Annotated in this window: 20 protein-coding genes, 1 tRNA gene and 4 pseudogenes; 9 read left to right on the forward strand and 16 right to left on the reverse strand. The window is 61.7% G+C overall.

Annotated elements, in window-relative coordinates:
- Positions 1-204: 204 nt before the first annotated feature.
- The 4 genes and pseudogenes from IQK56_RS00170 to ptsP form a co-directional block, all read right to left on the reverse strand.
- A pseudogene (locus IQK56_RS00170) lies at positions 205-1,745 on the reverse strand (alkaline phosphatase D family protein).
- A gap of 44 nt (positions 1,746-1,789) precedes the next feature.
- Positions 1,790-3,504 (reverse strand): annotated as a pseudogene (locus IQK56_RS00175) (PTS fructose-like transporter subunit IIB).
- 11 nt (positions 3,505-3,515) lie between these two features.
- A pseudogene (gene pfkB, locus IQK56_RS00180) lies at positions 3,516-4,435 on the reverse strand (1-phosphofructokinase).
- On the reverse strand, positions 4,436-7,294 hold the full coding sequence (ptsP, locus tag IQK56_RS00185; RefSeq protein WP_150675090.1) for a phosphoenolpyruvate--protein phosphotransferase: 2,859 nt from the start codon (positions 7,292-7,294) through the stop codon (positions 4,436-4,438).
- A 294-nt stretch (positions 7,295-7,588) separates the two neighbouring features.
- Between ptsP and cra the strand changes: the two genes are divergently transcribed.
- Together cra and IQK56_RS00195 are read left to right on the forward strand one after the other, a co-directional pair.
- Positions 7,589-8,584 carry a catabolite repressor/activator gene (gene cra, locus IQK56_RS00190; protein ID WP_150675091.1) on the forward strand — a complete coding sequence of 332 codons (996 nt, stop codon included), beginning with the start codon at positions 7,589-7,591 and terminating at the stop codon, positions 8,582-8,584.
- Positions 8,585-8,586: 2 nt separating this feature from the next.
- On the forward strand, positions 8,587-9,363 hold the full coding sequence (locus IQK56_RS00195) for a TatD family hydrolase (protein WP_193864188.1): 777 nt from the start codon (positions 8,587-8,589) through the stop codon (positions 9,361-9,363).
- Here IQK56_RS00195 and IQK56_RS00200 read toward each other — a convergent pair.
- From IQK56_RS00200 to IQK56_RS00220, 6 genes are all read right to left on the reverse strand, one after another.
- Positions 9,310-9,741 carry a hypothetical protein gene (locus IQK56_RS00200; RefSeq protein WP_122309227.1) on the reverse strand — a complete coding sequence of 144 codons (432 nt, stop codon included), beginning with the start codon at positions 9,739-9,741 and terminating at the stop codon, positions 9,310-9,312. The two genes, IQK56_RS00195 and IQK56_RS00200, sit on opposite strands and share 54 nt — an antisense overlap.
- A 126-nt stretch (positions 9,742-9,867) precedes the next feature.
- Positions 9,868-10,608 (reverse strand): methyl-accepting chemotaxis protein, encoded by a 741-nt coding sequence (locus IQK56_RS31575; RefSeq protein WP_425274637.1) that lies wholly within the window; start codon positions 10,606-10,608, stop codon positions 9,868-9,870.
- 98 nt (positions 10,609-10,706) lie between these two features.
- Positions 10,707-11,897 carry a dynamitin family protein gene (locus IQK56_RS31580; protein ID WP_425274636.1) on the reverse strand — a complete coding sequence of 397 codons (1,191 nt, stop codon included), beginning with the start codon at positions 11,895-11,897 and terminating at the stop codon, positions 10,707-10,709.
- A gap of 151 nt (positions 11,898-12,048) precedes the next feature.
- A complete protein-coding gene (ampE, locus tag IQK56_RS00210) occupies positions 12,049-12,885 on the reverse strand; it encodes a regulatory signaling modulator protein AmpE (RefSeq protein ID WP_193864187.1) in 837 nt (278 codons plus the stop codon).
- Positions 12,882-13,445: a 1,6-anhydro-N-acetylmuramyl-L-alanine amidase AmpD gene (ampD, locus tag IQK56_RS00215; protein ID WP_122309221.1), complete on the reverse strand. Its 564-nt coding sequence runs from the start codon at positions 13,443-13,445 to the stop codon at positions 12,882-12,884. The genes ampE and ampD overlap by 4 nt, the downstream gene beginning before the upstream one ends.
- A 64-nt stretch (positions 13,446-13,509) precedes the next feature.
- Complete coding sequence (locus IQK56_RS00220) at positions 13,510-15,657, reverse strand: DUF1631 domain-containing protein (protein WP_193864186.1); 2,148 nt, start codon at positions 15,655-15,657, stop codon at positions 13,510-13,512.
- A gap of 242 nt (positions 15,658-15,899) precedes the next feature.
- Here IQK56_RS00220 and nadC point away from each other — a divergent pair, with 242 nt between their 5' ends.
- Positions 15,900-16,748 carry a carboxylating nicotinate-nucleotide diphosphorylase gene (nadC, locus tag IQK56_RS00225; protein WP_099587053.1) on the forward strand — a complete coding sequence of 283 codons (849 nt, stop codon included), beginning with the start codon at positions 15,900-15,902 and terminating at the stop codon, positions 16,746-16,748.
- An 80-nt stretch (positions 16,749-16,828) separates the two neighbouring features.
- Here nadC and IQK56_RS00230 read toward each other — a convergent pair whose 3' ends face one another.
- From IQK56_RS00230 to IQK56_RS00245, 4 genes are all read right to left on the reverse strand, one after another.
- Complete coding sequence (locus IQK56_RS00230) at positions 16,829-17,134, reverse strand: DUF6388 family protein (protein ID WP_122309215.1); 306 nt, start codon at positions 17,132-17,134, stop codon at positions 16,829-16,831.
- Positions 17,135-17,302: 168 nt separating this feature from the next.
- Positions 17,303-17,375: transfer RNA gene (locus IQK56_RS00235), tRNA-Thr, on the reverse strand.
- A gap of 48 nt (positions 17,376-17,423) precedes the next feature.
- Complete coding sequence (locus tag IQK56_RS00240) at positions 17,424-18,824, reverse strand: O-antigen ligase family protein (protein ID WP_193864185.1); 1,401 nt, start codon at positions 18,822-18,824, stop codon at positions 17,424-17,426.
- 34 nt (positions 18,825-18,858) lie between these two features.
- Complete coding sequence (locus tag IQK56_RS00245; protein ID WP_193864189.1) at positions 18,859-19,272, reverse strand: pilin; 414 nt, start codon at positions 19,270-19,272, stop codon at positions 18,859-18,861.
- Between the two features lie 202 nt (positions 19,273-19,474).
- Between IQK56_RS00245 and IQK56_RS00250 the strand changes: the two genes are divergently transcribed.
- From IQK56_RS00250 to yacG, 4 genes and pseudogenes are all read left to right on the forward strand, one after another.
- On the forward strand, positions 19,475-20,683 hold the full coding sequence (locus IQK56_RS00250) for a type II secretion system F family protein (protein WP_193901482.1): 1,209 nt from the start codon (positions 19,475-19,477) through the stop codon (positions 20,681-20,683).
- Positions 20,680-21,546, forward strand: a complete 867-nt coding sequence (locus IQK56_RS00255) for a prepilin peptidase (RefSeq protein WP_193901483.1) — start codon at positions 20,680-20,682, stop codon at positions 21,544-21,546. Before IQK56_RS00250 ends, IQK56_RS00255 begins: the two co-directional genes overlap by 4 nt.
- Complete coding sequence (gene coaE, locus IQK56_RS00260) at positions 21,543-22,166, forward strand: dephospho-CoA kinase (RefSeq protein WP_150760813.1); 624 nt, start codon at positions 21,543-21,545, stop codon at positions 22,164-22,166. The genes IQK56_RS00255 and coaE overlap by 4 nt, the downstream gene beginning before the upstream one ends.
- Positions 22,163-22,362 (forward strand): annotated as a pseudogene (yacG, locus tag IQK56_RS00265) (DNA gyrase inhibitor YacG). Before coaE ends, yacG begins: the two are co-directional and overlap by 4 nt.
- Here the strand turns inward: yacG and IQK56_RS00270 are convergent.
- Positions 22,359-22,574 carry a hypothetical protein gene (locus tag IQK56_RS00270; protein ID WP_099587045.1) on the reverse strand — a complete coding sequence of 72 codons (216 nt, stop codon included), beginning with the start codon at positions 22,572-22,574 and terminating at the stop codon, positions 22,359-22,361. The pseudogene yacG and the gene IQK56_RS00270 sit on opposite strands and share 4 nt — an antisense overlap.
- Positions 22,575-22,650: 76 nt before the next feature.
- Positions 22,651-23,340 carry an energy-coupling factor ABC transporter permease gene (locus IQK56_RS00275; RefSeq protein ID WP_150675100.1) on the reverse strand — a complete coding sequence of 230 codons (690 nt, stop codon included), beginning with the start codon at positions 23,338-23,340 and terminating at the stop codon, positions 22,651-22,653.
- A 129-nt stretch (positions 23,341-23,469) separates the two neighbouring features.
- On the opposite strand from IQK56_RS00275, the gene IQK56_RS00280 reads away from it, so the two are divergent.
- Positions 23,470-24,099 (forward strand): DUF1780 domain-containing protein, encoded by a 630-nt coding sequence (locus tag IQK56_RS00280; RefSeq protein WP_099587043.1) that lies wholly within the window; start codon positions 23,470-23,472, stop codon positions 24,097-24,099.
- Positions 24,100-24,156: 57 nt separating this feature from the next.
- A complete protein-coding gene (locus IQK56_RS00285; RefSeq protein WP_046034083.1) occupies positions 24,157-24,330 on the forward strand; it encodes a DUF3094 family protein in 174 nt (57 codons plus the stop codon).
- The last annotated feature ends 28 nt before the right edge of the window (positions 24,331-24,358 follow it).

Raw genomic sequence — 24,358 nt, forward strand, 5'->3', positions numbered from 1 at the left:
CGAAGCGGCCCCAAAACCGGCCAATGGGTTATGACTGAAAAAAACGCGGTGCCTGGATTGGGGCGCTTCGCAGCCCAGCGCGGGACAAGCCCACTCACCACAACAGCGCGTTTGACATGGATTCCGCATTCACTGGAAGTTGTGTAGATACCTATGGCTATCGGGGGCAAGCCCCCTCCCACATTCTGACCGCATGCCAAATTATTAGACTGGTTGTAGTTTTTGCTCGAACACTGACACCCCATCCAGGTCGCGCAATATCACCGTCAACTCCGCCGTCTGCCCATCGATATTCACCTCGCCAAAAAACTGAAACCCGGCAAACGGCGAGGTGTTCTGCGCCGGCGGTGCCTTTTCGAAGACCACCTCTGGCCCAAAGGTTTTATCCAGCGGATTAGGCCCGAAACTTCCCGCATTCAATGGCCCGGCAACGAACTCCCAGAACGGCTCGAAATCCTGGAACGCCGCCCGATCCGGGTGGTAGTGATGCGCCGCGCAGTAGTGCACATCCGCCGTCAGCCACACGTGGTTACGTACCTTCTGCGCACGCAGGAATGCCAACAGCTCGGCGATTTCCAGCTCGCGCCCTTGCGCCGGGCCGGGGTCGCCGTTGGCAATCGCTTCCCAGCGCGGCACGCCGGGGCTGACTTCACCGTCAGGCACACCCAGGCCAATCGGCATGTCGGCGGCGATCACTTTCCATTGCGCCTTGGAGGCCTTGAGCTCGCGCTTTAGCCAGTCCAGTTGCTCACGGCCCAGGAAGGGTTTGGCGCCGCCCAGGTTGTCATCGTTGCCGCCGCGATAGCTGCGCATATCCAGCACAAACACATCCAGCAGCGGGCCGTAGCTGAGCTTGCGATAAATCCGCCCGCCGCCATCGGCGCTCTGCAGACGCATCGGCGCATATTCCAACCAGGCCTGCGCGCACGCCCGACCAGGGTGTTGATGTCCTTGGTCTGGTAGCGCTCATCGAGTTGCTTGCTCGGCGACCAGTTATTCACCACCTCGTGGTCGTCCCATTGCCAGATCTGCGGCACTTCGGCATTGAAGCGGCGCACGTTTTCATCCAGCAGGTTGTAGCGGTAATTGCCGCGATACTCATCGAGGGTTTCGGCGACTTTGCTCTTGGCTTCGGTGGTGATATTGCGCCAGATGCGACCGCCTTCAGTCTCCAGTTGCGCCGGCACCGGGCCGTCGGCGTAGATGGTGTCGCCGCTGTGGATAAAGAAGTCCGGCAGGCGCAGGCGCATGGCCTCGTAGATGCGCATGCCGCCGATGTCCGGGTTGATGCCGAAGCCTTGGCCGACGGTGTCGCCGCTCCACACAAAACGAATGTCACGGCGCTGCTGCGGCACGCTGCGCAGGTGGCCGAACCACGGCTCGCTGGCGATGCCGGTCTGGGCGTCTTCGAAGTGCACACGGTAGAAAACCGCCTGGTCGGCAGGCAGCCCGGTGAGTTCGACGCGGGCGGTGAAGTCAGTGCGGTTGTCGGCCACCGGCGAGACGAATCGGCGTGGGTTGCTGAACACGCTGCGGGTGTCCCACTCCACCACCATCCGCGCCGGGCGGTCACTGCGGCTCCAGATCATGGCGCGATCGCCGAGCAGGTCGCCGGACTGCACGCCGTCGGTGAGTTGCGGCCGGTCCTTGACCGAAGCAATCACCGCCGGCGCCAGGCCCGGCAGCAAAAGGCCGGCGCCGACGACTTGCATCACACGGCGACGGCCCAGATCGAAATGGCTCATGCAGGTGCCCTCCTGATTATCAAAAGGGCCACTTAAGCATGCGCTTATGACACCGGTGCGACAGCCAGTTCCACCGTTTCGGGACGCTTGATCACGGCATACACCAAGCCGGTCAACAGGCTACCGGCGACGATGGCCAGCAGGTACAACAGCGCGTGGTTGATCGCCCCCGGAATCACCAGCACGAACAGCCCGCCATGGGGCGCGGCGAGTTTGCAGCCGAAGTACATGGACAGGGCGCCAGTCAGCGCGCCACCGGCGATAGCAGCCGGGATCACCCGCAATGGGTCTTTGGCCGCAAACGGGATCGCGCCTTCAGAGATAAAGCACAGGCCGAGGATCATCGCGGCCTTGCCGGCTTCGCGCTCGGTCTGGGCAAATTTGCGCCGCGCCAGGAACGTCGCGATGCCCATGCCAATCGGCGGCACCATGCCGGCGGCCATGGTCGCCGCCATCGGCGCTCCGCTGGACGCTGCCAGCAAGCCCACCGAAAACGCATAGGCCGCCTTGTTGATCGCCCGCCCAGATCCACACACATCATGCCGCCCAGCAGGATGCCCAGCAGCACCGCGTTGGTGGTGCCCATGGTGCTGAGAAAGTCGGTAAGACTGGTCAGCATGCGCGCCACAGGCGGGCCGACCAGGTAGATCATCGCCAGGCCGGTAATCAGGCTTGCCAGCAGCGGGATGATCAGGATCGGCTTGAGCGCTTCCATGCTTTGTGGCAATTGCACGGCACGGGTGATCAGTTTGACGCAGTAGCCCGCCAGGAAACCGGCAAGGATGCCGCCGATAAAACCCGCCCCCAACGTGCCGGCCAACAGGCCGCCGATCATGCCCGGCGCAATGCCGGGGCGGTCGGCAATCGAGTACGCGATGTAACCTGCCAGCAGCGGCACCATCAACGTAAAGGCGCTGTTGCCGACGGTTTTCAACGCGGCCGCCAAGGTGCCTTCCTGTTCGAACGCGTGAATGCCAAAGGCGAACGACAACGCAATCAACAAACCGCCTGCCACCACCATCGGCAACATGAACGACACACCGGTGAGCAGGTGTTTGTACACGCCGGTTTTTTCTTTCTTGGCCACCGCGGCGGTGCCTGTGTTTTCGACGGCGCCTTCGGCCAAGGCCTTGTTGAGGGTCGCTTCGGATTGCTTGAGGGCAATGCCGGTGCCGCAACGGTAGATCTTCTTGCCGGCGAAGCGCTCGGTGGCGACTTCAATGTCTGCCGCGAGCAACACCACGTCGGCGTTGGCGATGGCCTCCGGGCTCAATGGCGTACGTGCGCCTACTGAGCCTTGGGTCTCGACCTGCAAGTCATAACCCAGGCGCTTGGCCGTCTGCTGCAAGGCTTCGGCGGCCATGAAGGTATGGGCCACGCCCGTGGGGCACGCGGTAACCGCGACGATACGCGGGGCCTGTTTCAATGCCACTGGCGCTTGGCTGGCGAGCTGCACCTGGGCTTCTTCGGCGCCACGGCGCAACACCGCTTCGACATCCGCCAGCGCTTGGGCCGGGGTGCTCTGGAACACGCGCTTGCCGACAAAGCGCTGCATATCCACCGGGGTGCTGCTGACCAGCAACACCCATTCGGCGGCGTCGATTGTCGCTTGGGACAGTGCGCGTTCCGGGTGTTGCACGTCGACGACTTCGACGCTGGTGCTCCAACCTTGGCGTTGCGCGGCAGCGTCCAGCAAGCGGGCGCACAGCACACTGGTGACCATGCCGTTCGGGCAGGCAGTAACAATGGCTAACTTCATCACAAACCCTCTTATTGTTCTGTCAGCGGGCGCACAACTACGCCGCTTTCGAGGTGCGCCAACTGCGCGTCATCGCTGATGCCAAAACCGATCTGCGTCACCGCCATCGCCGCTATCGCGGTGGCGCGGCGCAAGGTCTGCTCGGGCGCTTCGCCGCTGAGCAGACGTGAAGCATGCCGGCCAGCAGCGAATCGCCGGCGCCGACGGTGCTGGCCACGGTGACCTTGGGCGGCGTCGCATGCAGTGTTGCGCCCGGGCTGTACCAGCTCACGCCCGCGGCGCCGTCGGAGACCACCACATGCTCCACACCCTGTTGATGCAGTTGGCTGACGGCATCCGTGGCATTCGCCAGGGCGTCGGCCAGCTCTTCGGTGTTGGGTTTGACCAACCACGGGCCCGCCTGCAAACCCGCCCGCAACGCTTCGCCGCTGGTGTCCAGGGCGACTTTCAAACCGAGCTTTTTCAGTTGCACCAACAAATCCTGCAACCACTGCGGGCTGACGCCACGGGGCAAGCTGCCGGCGACCACCACCGCGTCATGCCCGGGGGCGATCCGCGTGAGTTGATCGAGCAGCGCCTGTTGCGCCCGTTCACTGACCCACGGCCCCGGCGCGTTGATGTCGGTGATCCGGCCGTCCTGCTCGGCGATCTTGATATTGCTGCGGGTTTCGCCAGGCACGCGGATAAATGCGTCGGCAAAACCACGGCGCGCGATCAGCGCTTCAAAGGCTTGCGGATTGTCCTCTCCCAGAAAACCGCCCACGGTCACCTGATGCCCAAGATCCGCCAACACCTGCGCCACATTCACGCCCTTGCCGGCGGCATGGGTGAGCATGGCGTCGCTGCGGTTGACTTCACCCGGTTCCAGGCGCGCCAGGCGCACCGTAAGGTCCAACGCCGGGTTCAGCGTCAGGCTTAGAATCCTTGCCATTTACACGGCCTCCACTAGGGCACGCACTTCGGCAGGAGACCCCACCGCCAGTGCTTTTTGCGCCAGGCCCTGGGCCTCGCTCAGACTGAATTCACGCACCCGCGCCTTCACCTCGGGAATGCTGCGGGCCGACACGCTCAACTCATCCACACCCAGCCCGATCAGCACCGGCACCGCCAGCGGGTCTGCCGCCAGCTCGCCGCACACGCCGACCCATTTGCCATGGGCGTGGGCCGCACGCACGGTGATGTCGATCAGTTGCAACACTGCCGGGTGCAGGCCATCGGCCTGGGCCGACAAGGTCGGGTGGCCACGGTCGATGGCCAGGGTGTACTGGGTCAGGTCGTTGGTGCCGACACTGAAGAAGTCGACCTCTTTGGCCAGCACGGGCGCCAACAGCGCAGCGGACGGCACTTCGATCATGATGCCCAGTTGCAGGTCGGCCACCGGGATTTCCAGGCGCAGGCGCTCGGTCATGTCACGGGCGGCGCGCCATTCATCCACGCTGCCGACCATGGGAAACATGATGCGCAGCGGACGGTTATCCGCCGAGCGCAACAGGGCGCGCAATTGCGCTTCCATGATCTGCGGGCGTTGCAGGGTGAGGCGAATGCCGCGCACGCCGAGGAAGGGGTTTTCTTCCTCGGCAATCGGCCAGTAAGGCAACGGTTTGTCGCCGCCCACGTCGAGGGTGCGCACCACCAGCGGGCGCCCATCGAGGCCGTCGAGGACGCGGCGGTATTCGGCTTCCTGGGTGGCTTCGTCCGGCGCCTGCGGGTGGGCCATGAAAATCAGCTCGGTACGCAGCAGGCCAATGCCTTCGGCGCCCTGCTCGACCGCTTTGGCGACACCCGCGCTCTCGCCGATGTTGGCAAACACTTCCACGGCGTGGCCGTCACGGGTGACAGCCGGTTCATGGCGCTGGGCCGAGGCGGCTTGCAGGCGCTGCTCGCGGGTATCGCGCTCGACGGTGGCGCGTTGCAACGTCGCGGCGTCGGCGTCCACATGCAGGCGACCGCGCTGGCCATCAAGCAACAACGGCGTGCCGGAGGCCAGCAGCAACACGGCCGGACCGGCACCGACCAACGCGGGGATGCCCAGGGCACGGGCGACGATAGCGCTGTGGGCCGTGGCGCCACCACGGGCGGTGAGGATGCCGGCGACGCGGGTGGGGTCCAGACGGGCAACGTCTGAAGGGCCGACTTCGTCCATCACCAGAATGTAGGGTTCGCTAGGTTCCTGGGCGGTTTCGACGCCACACAGTTGAGCCAGCACCCGCCGACCGATGTCACGCAGGTCGGCGGCGCGCTCGGCGAGCAGAGCATCCTGCAACGACTCCTGCTGCTTGGCGGCGGCTTCGATCACGCTCATCCACGCGGCTTCGGCGCTTTCACCTTGTTTGAGGCGGGTGTCGACTTCGTCGGTCAGTTCCGGGTCGTCGAGCATTTCCTGGTGGGTGATGAAAATCTCGCGAATCGCCTTGGCTTGGCTGCGCTCGATCAGGCCCTGGATATCGCGGCGTACTTCACCGAGAGCCTCTTGCAGGCGCTGGCGCTCAATGGCCGAGGATTCGCCGCGCAACGGGTAATCGAAGACTTGCTGGATCTGCACATGCGCCGGGCCGATGGCAATGCCCGGCGCGGCGGCGATGGCCTGGACCTGGCTGCCGGCCAGCGGTGCGCTGAGCGCGGGCTCGGCCTCAACGATGGCAGGCTTGGCGCTCGCAGTCGGCAGCGGCTCGACCTCTTCTCCCAGCCCCTCCTCTACCGCCGCCAGCAGCGCGGGCAGCGCATCACCGGCAATGCTCGGCTCGGCGACAAATTCCAGCACTTGACCGCGACGGGCGCCCAGGCTCAGCAACTTGCTCAGGCTCTTCACCGACACCGCGCCCACAGGACCGTCGACGATGCGCACACGGATGTCGCCTTCAAAACTTTTTGCCAGTTGCGCGAGGATCTTCGCCGGTCGCGCATGCAGCCCGTGGGCGTTGGCCAGGGTGATGCGTGCGCTCGGCCAATCCGGCGGCAGTTCACCGCCCAACACTTCGAGTACTGCACGGCTGCTGGTGGCACGGCCCAATTCCTGGCCGCGACCTTCGATCAACAAGGCGCACAGGCGCTCAAGCAACGCCTGGTGGGCTTCGCCCAGGCTGGCCAGGCAGAACAGGCCGTTAAGCGGCTGGCCGAGGTAGCGCATGGGTTTATCCGGCGTGACAAACGCCAGGCCCGGACGCTTGACCGTCTGCTCGCTGTGCAGCCACCACAGGCCATCGCCCAGGGGCAGTGCGTCGACCTGCTGCAATACAGCGGCGAAACCATTGCTCACACAATCGGCCTGGCGCAGCAGGCGTGCGCCTCGCCAGACCAGCTCTTCAAAGTCATCGGCGGACACGCCCAGGCTGATCATCTGCGCATCCAGCGCCAGCTCCTGCGGCGCGCCTTGCAGCAGTTTGAGCAACGCTTCGGCGCTGCCGGCACGGCGCAGTGCCTGGCCCAGGTCGGTTTCACCGAGGGCGCGGGTGAGCAGTTGCAGCAGGCGCAGGTGTTCATCGGATTTGGCGGCAATGCCGATGGCCAGGTACACGATCTGACCGTCGCCCCAGTCCACCCCTTCGGGGAACTGCAACAGGCGCACGCCGGTGGAAAATACTTGGTCGCGGGTTTCGGGAGTGCCGTGAGGGATGGCAATACCTTGGCCAAGAAAGGTCGAGCCTTGGGCTTCACGGGCTTGCAAGCCGCTGAGATACCCCTCGGCGACCAGGCCATCGACCACCAGTTTGTCAGCGAGCAGGTGCAAGGCAGCAGACTTATCCACAGCCACTTGGCCCATGGATATCTGCTCTACAGTGAGCTCAAGCATGCCGTTCTCCTAGTTAGTGCAAGGGGTGCACTAGGTATTGTTTTGAATAATTCAGTGTAAATGTGTTCAGAATTTACTGACTGAGTGGTCAATTGGCAGTAGCCACTCAGTAGCGAACGTCGTAAAAATACGCTGGCTGAAACGTTTAATCTAGAATTTAAGGCAGATTACGCGTTAATTGTGCATCCTTGAAGGACCACTCGGCACTTGAGCCAGGACATGGGTCGTACGCTGGAATCGGTTACGATTGGAAAAAATGTCGGGGCAAGCTCCAAAAAACAAGGAAATCCCGGTTTGAAACTCAGTGATATCGCACGTCTCGCCGGTGTGTCCGTGACCACCGCCAGCTACGTCATCAATGGCAAGGCCGAACAGCAACGCATCAGCAGCGCCACCGTGGAGCGGGTGCGTGCCGTGGTCCAAGCCCATGGCTTTACCCCCAACCCCCAGGCCGCCGGACTGCGCAGTCGGCACACGCGCACCTTGGGCTTTATCCTGCCCGACCTGGAAAACCCCAGTTACGCACGAATCGCCAAGCTATTGGAACAGGGCGCGCGTGCGCGTGGCTATCAGCTGCTGATTGCCAGTTCCGACGATGAGGCGGACAGCGAGCGTCAATTGCTGCAACTGTTCCGCGCACGGCGTTGCGATGCGTTGTTCGTGGCCAGTTGCCTGCCCGCCAGTGATGACAGTTACCGCGAGCTGCAAGCCAAGGGCTTGCCGGTGATCGCCATCGACCGGGTGATGGAACCCGAACAGTTCTGCTCCGTGGTCAGCGATGACCGCCAGGCCTGTCAGCAACTGACCAGCAGCCTGTTGCAACCGGTGCCCAAGCAAATCGTGCTGATCGGCGCACGGCCCGAGTTGAGCATCAGCCAGGAGCGTGCCGCCGGTTTCCGTGAAGCGCTGCAAGGCTTCACGGGTGAAGTGATCGTCGAACACGGCGAGTCCTTCAGCCGTGATTGCGGCCGACAGCTGATGGAGCAACTTCTGCAACAACTGGGGCATTTGCCTGACGCACTGGTGACCACGTCCTACGTGCTGCTGCAGGGTGTGTTTGACGCGCTGCATGACTTCCCGCTCAAGTCGCGCCCGCTGCGCCTGGGCACCTTTGGTGACACGCAGTTGCTGGATTTCCTGCCGCTGCCGGTCAACGCCATGGCCCAGCAACATCAACTGATTGCCGACACCGCCTTGCGCCTGGCCCTGGCCGCGATTGAAGAAGAACAGTACCAGCCGGGCGTGCACGCCATCGGCCGGACCTTCAAACAGCGTATCCACGAGGCCTGAGCGTGGAGCTGATCGACACCCACACCCACCTGGACTTTGCGGACTTCGACAGTGATCGCCCGCAAGTCCTCGCCCACAGTCGTACGCTCGGTGTGCGGCGCATGGTGGTGTTGGGGGTGTATCAGCAGAATTGGCAGCGCTTGTGGGATTTGGTACAGGCGGATGAAGGTTTGTTCGCGGCCTTCGGCCTGCACCCGGTGTACCTGGATGACCACTGCCCCGCCGACCTCACGGAATTGGGCGACTGGCTGAGCCGCCTGCACGGCCACCGGCAACTGTGCGCAGTGGGCGAAATCGGCCTGGATTACTTCCTTGAACACCTGGACCGCGAACGCCAGCAAAGCCTGTTCGAAGCCCAGCTCAAACTGGCCGTGGACTTCCAACTGCCGGCCCTGCTGCACGTACGCCGCAGCCACGCCGCCGTGATCGCGACCCTCAAGCGTATCCGCCTGCCACGGGGCGGCATCATCCATGCATTTGCCGGTAGCCGGGAAGAAGCCCACGAGTACATCAAGCTGGGCTTTAAACTTGGCCTGGGCGGTGCCGCCACGTGGCCCCAGGCGCTGCGCATGCACAAGGTGCTGGCGCAACTGCCGCTGGACGCGGTGGTACTGGAAACCGACGCCCCCGACATGGCACCGGCCATGTACCCAGGCCAGCGCAACAGCCCCGAGCACCTGCCGGCGATCTGCACCGCCCTGGCCGAGCGCATGGGCATAAGCCCGCTATTGCTGGCCGAGGCGAGCACACGCAATGCGGGCGAGCTGTTCAATTGGTAATACCGGGATCACCGCTTGCAGGTTGAGGGTCATGCGTTGCCGATGCCGGGCGTAGCGCAACACCAGAAAGTGCGCCAACAGCACCACCAGTGACACGTTGAGCTGCCCGATCACGCTGATCAGCCCCACCCATTCCGTCACCAGTGCCACGATCAGTACCATGCTGGTCAACACCGCCATGCTCGGGCGGACCAGCGCCCAGTGATCCAGCGCCTTGAAATGGCGCAGTTGCCGGGGGCAGTTCAGCTCCAACACCCGCTGACAGTAAGGGCAGTCGAAGGGCTCTTCGATAGCGATGGCATTGAGTTGCCAAGGTTTGAGTTCAAACGTGATATCGCAATGGGCGCAGTGCCCCTTGATGCCGACGGCAGTGGTCATCGTCGTGCCTCCCCTGAATCATGAATGAGTGAAATAAATTCTCACTCATTCCCGGGATCAAAAAAGGCACTCAGGGAAATCAAGACAAGCACTACATCCACAAAAGACCAATCCTACCCCGCCGCCCTACACGCGAAACGCGCCGATCAATTGCTTCAGCTCGATCACCTGCACCGAAAGCTGCCGGCTCGCCGCCTCGGTCTGATGCGCGCCCTGGGCCGCATGTTCGCCGGCCCGGTTGATTTCGACGATGTTCTGGTCGATATCGTGGGCGACGGCGGTCTGCTGCTCCACAGCGGCGGCGATCTGCTGGTTCTGGTCGACGATCATGCCGACGGCACCGAGGATATTTTCCAGCGCCTGCTGGACCTTTTCCGATTGGCCCACGGTACCGCTGGCCATTTCATGGCTGGTACCCATGGCCTTCACGGCTGCGCCGACACCGGCGTGCAGACGGCTGATCATTTGTTCGATTTCTTCGGTGGAATGCTGGGTACGCCGGGCCAGGGTGCGCACCTCATCGGCCACCACCGCGAAACCGCGCCCCTGCTCACCGGCCCGGGCGGCCTCAATCGCCGCGTTGAGCGCCAGCAGGTTGGTTTGCTCGGCGATGCTTTTGATCACTTCCAACACACTGCTGATGGCTTGGCTGTCGCTGGCCAATTGGTTGATCACCCGCACCGACGCATCGATCTCCGAAGCCAGCCGCGCAATGCTGCCCTGCTGGGATTGCACCAGGCCACGGCCATTGACGGTTTCGTCGTTGACGCTGTGGGCACTGCTGACCGCCGCCGCCGCACTGCGCGCTACTTCCTGGGCGGTGGCCGACATCTGGTTCATGGCCGTCGCCACCTGTTCGATCTGCATGCGCTGGCCAGAGACCGCCTCATTGCTGCGGGCCGACACCGCTTCCACTTGGCCGGCCTGGAGTTCAACCTGGCTGACGGTGTGCCCGACGCGTTCGATCAAGTCATGGATTTTCGCCACAGTGCCGTTGAATACCTGGCCGAGATCACCCAACTCGTCACGGCTCTGGGCGACAACGTGACGGTCATGTCGCCGGCGGCCACCTTGTCCATCATCGCCCCCAGGCGGTGCAGGGTGGTGCGCGTCGAGGCGTAGAAGCCGGCGTACAGGTAGAAGATCAGCAGAAACACCGCCGTCAGCGCCGAGACCAGTACCACCATGTGCGTACGATTCTGCGCCAGGCGCTGTTCCAGTTGCTGCCCGAGGAACATCAGGGTGGCGTCATCGAGCTGATAGGTCTGGGCCATCAATTGGCTGACGCTGTCGTAGAAAGCCTGCCAGGGTGCGTCGAGGGTTTCAGCCATCACCACTTGCTCTTCAAACAGCTCGCTGCCTTGCTTGAGGCTGGCGTTGCTGGCCTTCGCCAGACCGTCCAGCGCGGCGTGGGCGGCTGTGCTGGAGCCGAGGGCATCGTGCAATTTCAAGCCGTATTCGGCTTGGAGTTTTTCCAGCTGTTGCAGCAGCTCGTCAAAACGGGTGCTGGAGGAGGAATTGAGGAAGCCCTGGCCCAGGGAATAAGCGCCCATCGCCCGGCCTTCTCCCAAGACTTGGGTAACTTGGGGTGTGACACTGGTGATCAGTTCGCTGAGTTGGCGTAAATCGCTCTGAGAGTCGCGGCTCAAGCCGGATTGGCTGGCGATGATCTGGCTGAGCATCTGCGCCTTGTTGAGCAATTTGCCGATCAGCGCACTTTTACTCAGCAACGAGGTTTCCTGTTGCTGGGTCTTGAACGCCGCGATCAGCTCGTCGCGCTTGCCTTCAAACACGGTGACTTGCTCAGGCTCGGTGGCCATCGGGTTGAGGCCCTGCAGACGGGCGAGCACGCTCTGCTCCAAGGTGCCAATCCTGGCCTCCAGGTCTGCGGCCTTACCGGATTGGCCGAGGGTTGCGTTGATCTGCACTTGGTTATTCAGGGTTTCCAGATCACGGCGCAAGGCCAGGCTGCTACCAAGAAGATCGAGGCTTTGCAGTTCGACACGGGTGCCCTGGAACTCGCGCCAGGAATCACGCACCAGGTAATAGTTGGTCGCCAGCATCGGCAGCAGGAACAACACGCTGATCAGGCTGAACTTCATGCCGAAGCTCAGGCGATTCATCAGCGCAATGGCGGGATAGAGCAAGCTCTTCACAGGTCAACTCCCTTTTCTTTTATTTTTATTGAGGCGCAGGGCGGCGGCAGAAAGCCACTATTTGGCGCTCTGTCTGTATAGCTCAATTTGAAAGGGAGTTTTGTAACTTAAGGTTAACGACAGGAGCGAAGGACTCGCTCCTGTCCGGGGGTCAAGGCAGCACAGTCCAGATGGCGAACCCGGCGTACCACAGCACCGCCGCACGTAGCAGCAGTTCCCACAAGCGATCCAGGCTGTTGATGCCGTCTGCACCGACCACCGGCGGCGGGATTTCGGCGGCGACCAGGCCGACTTTCTCCACCAGTTGCGCGGCGCTGATGTCCCAGCTCAGCAACTCGTGAAGCATCACACGGCTGACCGCAACGAAGTTGCCCACCAAGGCAAAGCTAGCAGCCAGCAGACGCACCGGCAACCAGTCAAACGCGTGACGCAGCTGCCCAGCGCGCTCGGCCACCAGTGGGTTCTGGCTGTGTTCACTGGCCAGGGCCAACAGCCGATAGGCCAGTGCGGCGACCGGACCCAACAGGAAGTACCAGAAAATCACTGCGAAAAAGCTCTGGTACGCTTGCCATAACAGATGACCCTGGACGCGCTCCAGCAACTGCTCGCCATTGTCGGCGCCAATGTTGAGGTCGCGCTCGGCCACATGCTCGGCAGCTTGCAGATCGCCCCGGCGCCACGCATCGCGAAACGGCCCAAGCCCGGCCAACAGGTCGCCACGGCCCAGGCTGTAGATCACCACCAGCAGGTGCACCGGCAACGCCAACAAACCATAGGCCACCGGTTCCAGCACCAGCAGCAACAATGCCAGCAACGCCACCGGCAGCAGCACCAGCAGGGCCAGAATCAGCCAAGGCTGCTTGCCCAGGCGCGGGCTCGATTCCAGCTTGGCCAATTCGCGCAACCAGCCGCCATCACGCTGCAATCGCTGGCGCATGGCCGAGAACTTCTCGATCCACACCGCCAGCACCAACACCAGAAAACTCATCGTGCGTGTCCTCCATCCTGCAGAGCGCTGCGAAAGCGCGTCCAATCAAAAGCGGGGCCGGGATCAGTCTTACGCCCCGGGGCGATATCGCTGTGACCACAGATACGCTGTGGCGTAATACCGGGATAGGCGGTCAGCAACTGAAGTGTCAGGTCGATCAGCGACCTATATTGGGCGTCGGTGAACGGCAGGTCATCCGTACCTTCCAGCTCTATGCCCAAAGAAAAGTCATTACAGGTTTCACGCCCCTCGAAACATGAAACCCCAGCGTGCCAGGCCCGGTCGATGCAGGACACAAACTGCGTTACCGCACCGTCGCGCTCAATCAGAAAATGCGCAGACACCCGTAGGTCGGCAATCCCTTCAAAGTAGGGATGTTCCGTGACATCCAGGCGATTCTGGAAAAACTCCTGCACCTTGCCAGTGGCGAACTGCGCCGGTGGCAGGCTGATGTTATGCACCACCAACAGTGAGATCTCGCCTGCGGGGCGCTCGTTGAAGTTCGGGGAAGGGCAATGGCGAATGCCCTGGCACCAACCGCTGGCGGGGTCCAACTGCATACAGGATCCTTGAACGTGACTAAGTGTGACCAGTATGCCGCGTTCGACCCCGCGGTTGCGATCACTAGCCGCGATTGAGTTGACGCAACTGGTCCACCACCGCCGCCAGTGCCCGCTCGAACAGCGGACCATCGTCCAGGGTGTGCAGCGCGCCACGCTTGAACGCCAGTGCAAGTTGGCCGACGCTTTTGTCCATGACTTTGAGCCCGGTGCGGCCGACGAAAACATAGGTGTTGGCCGGCGCCATGATCGCCATCAGCTTGCAGCGCAGGGCATTGCCCTGATCCGGCTGGAACACGACCCAGCCACCAATCCGCATCTGGTACACCTTGAGCAGGTCCGGATCATCCGCCGGCAGCTCCTGGGCTGAATCAGGCGGCGTTGCGCTGAGCACAAAAGGGTCGCGCACTTCGATCAAGCCATCGACACCTTCGGGCGGCTGGACATGCAGGGCCTGCAAGCGAACAAAAAAATCCCGGGTGCTGAAGGGGTCGAAGGCCGCGCTGGTCAATCCATCACGCAGGGCCTTGAGCAAGCCCGGCAACTGCGCCAGCAAGTGGCCTGCGGCGTCGGTGTCTTGCGGCAGGCTCACACTCCAGATCAACTCATCCATGGTGCGCAGCGCTGCCTGCCACTGCACCGACTGTTCGCCGTGCTTGAGGCTGGCCAGCAACAGCACCTGGCTCCAGGCTTGTTGCAGAAACTGCACCACCGCTCGCGGTAACACCTTGCCCAACAGCCGTCGGTTGAGCACCTCGGCCACCCGTGCACGCGCCGCTTCAGTACGTACGCGCCCTTCTTCAGCGTCGCGGGTGTGCTGTTCAAGCAACTCGCGGCGCCGGCGCTCATCGGCGGTGAACGCGGTGAATTCGGTCAGCAACTGGGAAAAAATCGCCGGATCTTCGACAAACTCATTGAGCAAACGCTGGACCACCTGCTCAATGCGCAGGTACAGGCTGTCGCGCGCGTAGTCATCGACCGTGCTCCAGCCCATGGCGGTCGCCGCGATTTCATTCAACAGGCGCCGCGCCGGATGGCCGGAGCGACTGAAAAAACTCTTGTCCAGCACCGCCACTTTAAGCAGCGGGATCTGCAGGCGCCCGATCAAGGCCTTGAAGGCGTCCGGCACAGTGCGGTCATTGAGGATAAATTCGAACAGCAGGGCGATCAGGTTGATCACATCTTCGTCCGCTTCCTCCACCACCCGTGATTTGCCACTCTTGACGCTGACCCGCGTGAGCAATTGCTCAAGCTGGCTACGCAGGTCGAAATCATCCTCGACCTCCGGCTCCGGTACGTACTGCTGCAAATGTGACAGCAGCCGCAGCAGGTCGCGGGTGGCGATGGGCTGGGGTTCGGCGCTGGCCTCAAGGGTAGGCGACACGCTACCGCGCACGGTGGTCAACAGCGCCTGCAAGGCAGTGAAGGCTTGCTGGCCATTTTCGTCGACGGGTTGCTCGGCGCTTGGCTGTGTCGCTTCACGCTGGTAATCACGGGCGGCGCGCTCGCCGGGGCGGCGCGACGGCACGGTCTTGAGGTCCGGCAACACGCCGGTGGCGACCAGCAACTGGTTGGCCTCACCGTACAACTGGTCCGCGTCACTGAGTACGTACTTCTCAAACAGCTTGAGCATGATCAGCTTGACGCGGATCTCCACACCCAGACTGCGCCCCGCACGCAGGAAAAACTCGCACAGCAGCGCCGGGCCCAAGGGATTTTCACGGTCATCCAGGTGATTGCCAAGCAAGGTACTCAAGCGTGCGGTCAGTTGCCCGAGCGCCAGCCCGTCACGGTGACGCACCCGGCCGAGCATGGCCTCAAGTGCAACGGCTTTTTCCAGCTCATCCTTGGATGAACCTGGCGCCGCGTCATAGGACACCACCGGCACCATCTGCAGCTCGCCGCGCCCCGCCTGGCCCAAGCCGCCAAAGGCTTCGAACAGCCGCTCTATGAACACGCGCTCGAAATTCTTGCGTTTGAGGCGCAAGTCGCGCATGGCTTCAAAGAAAATATGATGGTCCACGTTGCTGCGGGCCTTGTCGGCCATCTCGAACAACGTATCGTCGGCGTTATCGAACAACTCCTGCAGCCCCTGCTGCAACTGTTGCGCGGCTTTGTCGCGAACCTGCAGCAATACCACCGGCAGGCGCGCGAGCGGCGATGGCGTGGCGTGTGCCCTGTTGATTGGCACCACCTTTCCGTCATTGTGCATCCAGGCCTCCTGAAACGGCGGTATTGGTTGGGAACGATCGGGGGCAGGCCCATGAGGCGCTGTCGAAACCGGTAATCACCAGGACGTCAAAGCTATGACGCCAATTGCAAGGCGCGAGATTATCTTGCAAATGAGCCCCGTTGCGCCAGCAAACTCTGACATTGCGCGGTAAATCAGCGGTGAGCCTGGGTTCAAATGCACGCTGCCCCTATAATCGGGGCACTTTGTTTGTGGAGCCTGTTATGCCGAATCTCCGTCTTGCCGACCTCACCGCCGAAATCGAAGCCAACGTGCGCCGTGCACTGCTGGAAGACATCGGCAGCGGCGACATCACCGCGCAGTTGATCCCGACCGAACGCCTGGCCACGGCCACCATCATTACCCGCGATAGCGCTGTCATTGCTGGTACGGCCTGGGTGGACGCAGTGTTCCGCCAACTGGATCCAAGGGTCGCCGTACACTGGCAAGTGGCCGACGGCGAACGGGTCAGCCCCAACCAAGCCCTGTTCCACCTCGAAGGCCCGGCACGCTCGCTGCTCAGCGGCGAACGCTCTGCCCTGAACTTCCTGCAGTTGCTGTCCGGAGTCGCCACGCGCGCGCGGTTCCTCGCAGATTTTGTTGCCAGCACCCAGGTCAAGCTGCTGGACACCCGCAAAACCCTGCCCGGCCTGCGCCTGGCGCAGAAATACGCCGTGACCTGCGGCGGCTGCCACAACCACCGCATCGGTTTGTATGACGCGTTTCTGATCAAGGAAAACCATATCGCGGCCTGCGGTGGTATCGCCCAAGCCATTACTGCCGCCCACAAGATCGCACCCGGCAAGCCGGTGGAAATCGAAGTGGAAAGCCTGGAAGAACTGCGCGAAGCACTGGCGGCGGGCGCCGACATCATCATGCTTGATGAGTTGAGCCTGGAGGATATGCGTGAAGCCGTGCGCCTGAACGGCGGCAAGGCGAAGCTGGAAGCCAGCGGCGGAATCAATGAAAGCACGCTGCTGCCCATCGCCGAAACCGGCGTGGATTACATCTCCATCGGAGCGATGACCAAGGATGTGAAGGCGGTGGATTTGTCGATGCGCCTCAGTATATGAGGCGCCGCAGGCGATAAGCGTCAAGCTGCAAGAGGCTATATGACCACTTACAGCTTGCAGCTTGAAACATGCCGCTGCTTTTAAACGACCAGATTATTCATTTCGCAATACTCTTCCCAATCAACACCCAGCACCTCGGCCGCCTCTTTGTGCAAGGCCAGCCGTGCGGCTTCGAACTCTTCCGGTGTCGAGGTGTATTTGAGGGACAACTCCCAAGGCTGGAGACCCTGGCTCTCGGCCTCGTCCTCGAATGCCCACTGGATCTGGTCACGCTGATCATCGGCGCTCAGGTCCTTGATCTCTTCTTTAAGCTGCGGCGTTTCCCCGATGTATTTTTCGAGGGCTGCTTGATGCCGAACTTCCTGGGTCATTTCAGTCGTGGTCATGTCGTTCTCTTAGATCGAGGAATGGGGATGCATCTGGGTCATCAAGGTTGCGCAGATACAAAAGAGCGGGCACGAATGCCGACTCGCCTGGCCTTCAGAACCATTCTGGGATCATCTGAAAACATTGCCTTTGAAACATTGCATCTAAAACAAGCAGTAGTGCCTTTATGCCCGAGACAGGAATCGAACCTGCGACCTTCGCGTTACGAGTGCGCTGCTCTACCAACTGAGCTACACGGGCGGTGGGCTAAAGCTAGCACCGCATCGGGCGTCCGGCAACTTACGCCCCTCAGCGGGCGATCACGCCTTGGGCCCAGAAGCGTGGTTGCAGGTGATCACCCTCGGTGTTCAGGTATTGCTGCTGGGCTTGCGCGATGTGAGGCACGTCACGCAGTGCAATCACGATCAACAGACCAACGGCCAGTACACTAAGTCCTTTCCATATCTCCCAGCCCAGTGGCAGTGCAGGTGTTGCCGGGGCACGCCACACATGCAGGGCCATCAGCCAGCCTATTAGCAACGCCAGCCAAACTTGGGAATTAGGCATCACGATCACACCGTCGACCATGGACTGCACTAACGCGCCGACCAATGCGGCAAACAGGCACAAGCGCATCAGGTCAACACGCTCGGCGGACAGAGCCCTCTCACGCAGTACGCCAAACGTGGCCCAGCCAGCGCGCCACGCCAAAGCAGCTACGATCAAGGTCGATGGCCCACCCCACTCGCTGGCCCATTGCAAAACAGACTGATGTGGATGGGCGGCGATGGTGTTGGCAATATCGGCAAAATGCATCGGCCCGAACCCCAACCACGGACGTTCGACGAGCATATGCCACGCCTGCCACCAGATCGGACCGCGACCCGACAGCGAGGTGGTGAGGCGATCACCCGCACCACTGGAGCGCACAATCCCCAGGTGATCGGCCAGTACTGTAAACGCCAGCCAGTACAGCAACAGCCCGCCGACAACAGCGGCCAACTGCCATCCGACCCAGCGTCGCCCCCAAGGCCCCAGCAGTGCCAGCAGCAAACCCGCCGCGCCCATTCCCAGCCATGTGCCTCGCGTACCCCCGCTGATCGCGATCAGCCACCAGACGCACAACAACGCAAACACTGCGCCTCGCACAGTGCGGGAGACTTTGGGTATCAGCAGGGGAAGCGCCAGTAACGGCAGCGTGAATGTCTGGAACTGACCGTAGAAGCGCTTGTTGGAAAAGCCGGACAGCAACAGGTCTGGGTCCAGCGTCAGCGCTCCGCTGGTAATCACCAGCGCGCCGGCGTACAGATATTGAATGGATTTGACCAGGCATAGCAGCATCACAACCAGGATCAGCACACGATCCATCGCCCCACCACCGTGACGGCGGAACAAGGCAAACGCTGCGGCGATTGCCGCGCAGCTGACCAGCAACGCCACTTCGGTGAATGCCCAGAGCGGCTGATGGGCCTGCGCCGAAGACAGCAGGCCCAGCGCAATAATCAGCGCCAGCCCCCAGGCCGTGTGCCTGTCCACCAAGGGTTCAAGCGGGGTGACCGACAACCCATACAGCACCGCGCAGCCCCCAATGGCAATCTGCATTACACGCTGCAGATCATGCCCACTGAACGGTGCGCAAATCCCAATCGTCAGCAAGCACACCACTGCTACCAGGAAAGCCCCGCCTCGCTGCCGTACGGATAACGCCATCGGCCACCTCCAATCCCTGTGGATGGTTCAGCAGTTATGCACCGCCAGCGCCACAACCCTTGCCGGCATATTTCTCTTCAGCGGTTGTGGTGCACTTCCAACCGGTGGTGGCGCTGCGCGTCAGGCTGATGGTCTTGCCCAGCACCGGCGCTGGCGCGTCGAGAATTTCGCAACTGATGGAGCCCGCGCCCGTAGCAACGTCGCCTGACACATCGATTTTGCAGTTGGCGGTAGGGCTGGTGCCACCGATCAACGCCAGGGTGGGTACGGTGCCCTGGTTGATAGTGTCCTCATAACCGGCCTTCAACGCGGCAATTTCAGCCAGGCCGGCAGTGAACTTGGCCTTGGCCTGGTGTGTGGTGTACATCGGCAGGCCGATGGTGGCCAAAATGCCGATGATTGCCACGACGATCAACAACTCGATCAAGGTAAAGCCTTTTTGACTCATCACATTCACTCTCCAGAATAAAACTCATGACAAGGCGCGTCCTGCACCCCGTTTTTTTCAGCGGCGCCAGTGTACTCACCCGCAAGCGGTCAATCGCGCACAAGACGCACATTCTGACATTTTATCCAGCGCCATCGGCGTGCCCGGATCCGTCACCTGACTACGCTATAAATCTTCGATGACTTGTATGCGGAACCGCGACATGAACAACGCCTCAACGATTTACGCCTGGGAAGGCATCAACCGCAAAGGGCGCAGGGTGTCCGGGCAGACCAAAGGGCACAGCCCTGCCCTGGTCAAGGCACAACTGCGGCTGCAAGGGATCAGCCCAGGTCGCGTGCGCAAGCAATTCCCGCTGCTGCCAGGCCTGGCCCAGTCGGCCAAGGCGGCTGACATCACCCTGCTCACGCGCCAACTGGCCACGCTACTGAACGCCGGAATTCCCCTGTTGCAAGCCTTCGACATCATCAACGAAGGCTTCGACAACCGCGCCGTGCGTGAGCTGGTGCAAGGGCTGAAACAGCAGGTCGCAGCTGGCGCCAGCCTGGCCGACGCACTGCGCAAACAGCCGCGCTACTTCGATGAGCTGTACTGCAACCTGGTAGCCGCCGGCGAGCAGGCCGGCGCATTGGAGACCCTGTTGGAACGTGTGGCGATCCATCGCGAAAAGAGTGAGCAACTCAAGGCCAAGGTCAAAAAGGCCATGACGTACCCAATTGCGGTCCTGGTGGTTGCCAGCCTGGTCACCGGCGTACTGCTGGTCCACGTCGTGCCGCAGTTCCAGACGCTGTTCGCCGGGGTCGGCGGCAAACTGCCAGCGTTTACCTTGCAGGTGATCGCCCTGTCGGCGTTCATGCAGCAAGCCTGGTGGATGCTGGTCTTGGGCATCGCCTTCGCAGCCATGGGGCTGCGTAAGGCCTATCGGTCATCGCCGGGTTTCAGCTATTGGCTGGACACCGGTTTGTTGAAAGCGCCCCTGGCAGGCAAACTGCTGACAAAATCCGCCGTGGCCCGCTACGCCCGCACGCTTTCCACCACCTTTGCCGCCGGTGTTCCACTGGTACAGGCATTGGACTCAGTCGCCGGCGCCGTGGGCAATGCTCCGTTCAAACAGGCAATCGAACATATGCGTCAAGATGTATCCACTGGCATGCAGTTGAATCAATCCATGGCCAACAGCGGTCTGTTTCCCGGCATGGCGATCCAGATGACGGCAATCGGCGAAGAATCGGGCATGCTGGAACAGATGCTGGAAAGAGTCGCCAACCACTATGAGACTGCCGTGGACAACCAGGTCGATAGCCTCGCCAGCCTGATGGAACCGCTGATCATGGTGGTTCTGGGTGGTATCGTCGCAGCGCTGGTCATTGCCATGTACCTGCCGGTCTTCCAACTGGGGAGCGCATTTTGAACCTGCTGTTGAGTGAGTCCCCCTGGGCATTTGTGGCGATTGCGTCAGTACTGGGGCTGATCGTCGGCAGTTTTCTCAATGTGCTGGTGTGGCGCCTGCCAAAAATGCTCGAACGGGAATGGCGCGCCCAGGCCCATGAAGTGCTCGGCTTGCCTGCCGAGCCTGCCGGGTCGACCTACAACCTGATGCACCCAAATTCCTGCTGCCCGCACTGTGATCATCCCATCCGGCCCTGGGAAAACATTCCCGTGCTCAGCTACCTGATACTTCGGGGACGCTGTGCTCATTGCCACGGCGCCATCAGCGCCCGCTACCCGTTAACCGAACTTGCGTGCGCGCTGATCTCGGCCTGGGTCGCCTGGCATTTCGGCTTTGGCTGGCAAGCTGCAGCAGTGCTGGTGTTGAGTTGGGGGTTGCTGGCGATGAGCCTGATCGACGCCAACCACCAGTTGCTTCCGGATGTGCTGGTGCTGCCGTTGCTGTGGCTGGGGTTGATCGTCAACAGTTTTGAATTGTTGACGACATTACCCGATGCACTTTGGGGCGCAGTGATCGGCTATATGAGCCTGTGGAGCGTGTTCTGGCTGTTCAAGCTGGTCACCGGAAAGGACGGCATGGGCCACGGTGACTTCAAGTTGATGGCCCTGCTCGGCGCCTGGGGTGGCTGGCAGATTTTGCCGATGACCCTGTTGATGTCGTCGCTGGTGGGAGTGTTTGTCGGGTTGATCCTGATGCGAGCGCGCAAAATCCAAGCGTCGGCACCGATGCCGTTTGGTCCGTATCTGGCAATTGCCGGCTGGATTGCATTGCTCTGGGGTGGTCAAATAACCGACTTCTATTTGCAGTCTGTCGGTTTCAGATGACCAACTCTGTCGCAACACCCTGGATTCTTGGCCTCACCGGCGGCATCGGCAGCGGTAAAAGCGCGGCGGCCCAGCACTTTATCGACCTGGGCATCGACCTGATCGACGCCGACCACGCCGCCCGCTGGGTGGTCGAGCCTGGCCGGCCGGCTCTGGCCCGCATCGCCGAACACTTTGGCGGCGGCGTGCTGCAGCCCGACGGCCAGTTGGACCGCGCCGCGTTACGCAAGCTGATCTTTGAAGTACCCGAAGAGCGCCTATGGCTGGAAGGCTTGCTGCACCCGCTGATCGGCGAGGAGATTCGCAGCCACCTGGCGCGCGCGCGCTCGCCTTACGCGATCCTGGTGTCGCCGCTGCTGATCGAATCCGGCCAATACAGCATGACCCAGCGCATCCTGGTGATCGACGTGCCGCAATCGCTGCAGATTCAGCGTACCCTGCAGCGCGACGGCATCAGCGAACAACAGGTACAGGCGATACTCAAGGCTCAGTCCAGCCGTGAAGACCGCCTGAACCATGCCGATGACGTGCTGGTCAATGACCAGGACCTCGCCTGGCTGCACAGCGAGGTCGAGCGACTGCACCACTTTTACCTTACTTTGCGTGGAGGCCGATCATGAGCCAACCCTTGACCGTCGACTGCCAACCTGCGGCGCACCCGTGGAATGGAAAACCGACAACCTCAACCGGCCGTTCTGCTCGGACCGCTGCAAACTCATCGACCTGGGCGCCTGGGCCGCTGAAGAGCACAAGATTCCCGTGGCCCCGGATGCCGAAGACGAGCTGTTTTCCGAAGACCTTTCGCCGCGCCATTAAGGCCGCATAAAGGCGTACTCCTGCTGGTCGTCGAGGTTCTCTGCAAGGTATTGCAGCTCGTCGGCCAGGTCTTCAAAACTGCGTACCCCCTTGCTCTGCTGCACCACCGCACTGAGCATGGCGCGCAGGGTCAAGCCTGGGTCGAAACCGATTTCCTGCGCCGAATCCTGGCTTTTGCGCAACTCCTGCCGTGCCCACTCATACACACCCATGATCCGTGCTCCCGCCTTACTCATCTAAAATTTGGCTGAGCATGGGCCTGCTTGCTGGTACTGGATTTGATCTGGATCAACGCTGCGAATCGTCATCCTTCCAGGGCGCAGAGAGGTAGCGGGTGCGATTGAAGGTCTCCAGCCATTCCGGGCAGAACACCACCAGAGCGCTGATGACCATGCCGTTGATAAATGCCTCGGGGAAGATGATGAGCCACAGGTAGCCGACAAAATCCTCCAGCCATTCGGGCATTGCAAAACGACCGTCAAACCACAGTAAACCCAGCCCCAGCAGAAGACAGAGCAAGGCCGACAGCGCGGCGGCAAAAAAACCCGAACAGAAGATATACACAAAAGGATTGCGCGGTTGCGCACGCTCTACCAGCAACGCGCAACCTTCGGTGATCAGCACCGGCAGCACGACCAGCAGCAAGCCGTTGATACCAAGGGCTGCCAGATCCTGGCGCCCCAGCAACATCAAACCGAACTGGGCGGCAAAGCCCCCTACGATTGCCAGGGGCCAATCCAGCAGCAGGGTCACGGCGGTCATGCCGATAAAGTGGTAAGACACACCGGTATCGAAATCTCGCCGCACCAGCCACAACATGAACAGCGCGAACACCGTACCGAACAGCAAATGCTGGCGTCTCCGGTCGGCGAACAATTCAACCCACGGCGAACGCGCAGTGGCCCACAGCAGTACCGGCGCGTACAGCAGCCAGCCGATGCCGAGGGTTGCGGGCGCCAACACTGCGGCACTGATCATGGGTGAAATACCAATGCAAAAGAGCTCACCAGACACCTCTTCGCAGGAGTTGAAGTCGAGTCGTCAGTCTACACCGCCCTTTTGCAGCGAGACTTCCTGCAGTCATCATTTGGACGCTAAGCTGCAAGCATGGATGACTCAGATTATTTGCGCCTGCTCACCGTAGCAGCCGAACAAGCCAACGCATTCCTGTCCAATGCCCGCAAATGGGAGCGTGAGCGTTGGGTCTGCCAGCGCCTGCTGCAAGGCTTGAACGTGCCCTACCGCGCCGAAGAGTTTCACGCCGCGGGGCAAGAGCCGCCGGATGTATTGTTTCGTGATGCCAGTTTCGAGGTGTTTTTCGTGCTGGATGAAGGGCGCCGACTCAACGACGAATGGCGCGATGAATTGCTACGCCGACGCAGCGCCTTCTCCCTCAGCCAACTGGTTCGGCGCGAAGCCAAGCCGCGACGCATTCCCGCCCATGAATTCCTGCTGCGCCTGGGGCCCACACTACGCAAAAAAGCGCACAACTATAAAGAGCGTGGGATGGACCTGGGCGAGCTGGATATCGTCGCCTTCACCAGCCTCAAGCGCGAAGTACTGGACCTCAACAGCCACTTTCCACCGCCCACCGAGTATCTGCGCCAGGGCTGGCGCTCGCTGTCGCTGGTCGGACCGACGTTTGCACGGGTGCTGTTCGCCCACCCGGACGCGCCGGATTTCTTGCGCAACAACCTGGGGCGAAGCATAGTGTTCGACGTGGGCATCAGCCTCTGATCCCACCCCGACTGTAACGTGGCACCCTTTTGCAACGTCTACCTGACGAGGCCTTCTATGACCAGCCGCCTGAACCCCGACGACCAACAGCATGTCGAAGAGTACCTGCAGCTCTCCCAGAACCGAGTCGAGCGCAAGCCTTTCCGGCCGTGGCTGCTCCTTGGTGTGGTGCTGGCGGTGGTGATCGGGCTCGGTCTGCTGAGCCGCCTTTTGAGTTACCTGACGCTATGAGCTGCCTGGCGCTCGCGGGGGTAACTGC

It is taken from the genome of Pseudomonas cyclaminis (genome assembly GCF_015163715.1).
Taxonomy (GTDB): domain Bacteria; phylum Pseudomonadota; class Gammaproteobacteria; order Pseudomonadales; family Pseudomonadaceae; genus Aquipseudomonas; species Aquipseudomonas cyclaminis.

Coding starts and splice junctions, on each gene's coding strand:
- IQK56_RS00280 (WP_099587043.1), top strand. CDS start 23,470: ATGGATGACTCAGATTATTTGCGCCTGCTCACCGTAGCAGCCGAACAA.
- IQK56_RS00270 (WP_099587045.1), bottom strand. CDS start 22,574: ATGGGTGTGTATGAGTGGGCACGGCAGGAGTTGCGCAAAAGCCAGGAT.
- ampE (WP_193864187.1), bottom strand. CDS start 12,885: ATGAGTTTTCTGGTGTTGGTGCTGGCGGTGTGGATCGAGAAGTTCTCG.
- nadC (WP_099587053.1), top strand. CDS start 15,900: ATGCCGAATCTCCGTCTTGCCGACCTCACCGCCGAAATCGAAGCCAAC.
- IQK56_RS00200 (WP_122309227.1), bottom strand. CDS start 9,741: ATGACCACTGCCGTCGGCATCAAGGGGCACTGCGCCCATTGCGATATC.
- IQK56_RS00220 (WP_193864186.1), bottom strand. CDS start 15,657: ATGCACAATGACGGAAAGGTGGTGCCAATCAACAGGGCACACGCCACG.
- IQK56_RS00285 (WP_046034083.1), top strand. CDS start 24,157: ATGACCAGCCGCCTGAACCCCGACGACCAACAGCATGTCGAAGAGTAC.
- ampD (WP_122309221.1), bottom strand. CDS start 13,445: ATGCAGTTGGACCCCGCCAGCGGTTGGTGCCAGGGCATTCGCCATTGC.
- IQK56_RS00230 (WP_122309215.1), bottom strand. CDS start 17,134: ATGACCACGACTGAAATGACCCAGGAAGTTCGGCATCAAGCAGCCCTC.
- IQK56_RS00275 (WP_150675100.1), bottom strand. CDS start 23,340: ATGATCAGTGCCGCAGTGTTGGCGCCCGCAACCCTCGGCATCGGCTGG.
- IQK56_RS00240 (WP_193864185.1), bottom strand. CDS start 18,824: ATGGCGTTATCCGTACGGCAGCGAGGCGGGGCTTTCCTGGTAGCAGTG.
- IQK56_RS00245 (WP_193864189.1), bottom strand. CDS start 19,272: ATGAGTCAAAAAGGCTTTACCTTGATCGAGTTGTTGATCGTCGTGGCA.
- IQK56_RS31575 (WP_425274637.1), bottom strand. CDS start 10,608: ATGCAGATCGAACAGGTGGCGACGGCCATGAACCAGATGTCGGCCACC.
- IQK56_RS00250 (WP_193901482.1), top strand. CDS start 19,475: ATGAACAACGCCTCAACGATTTACGCCTGGGAAGGCATCAACCGCAAA.
- ptsP (WP_150675090.1), bottom strand. CDS start 7,294: ATGCTTGAGCTCACTGTAGAGCAGATATCCATGGGCCAAGTGGCTGTG.
- coaE (WP_150760813.1), top strand. CDS start 21,543: ATGACCAACTCTGTCGCAACACCCTGGATTCTTGGCCTCACCGGCGGC.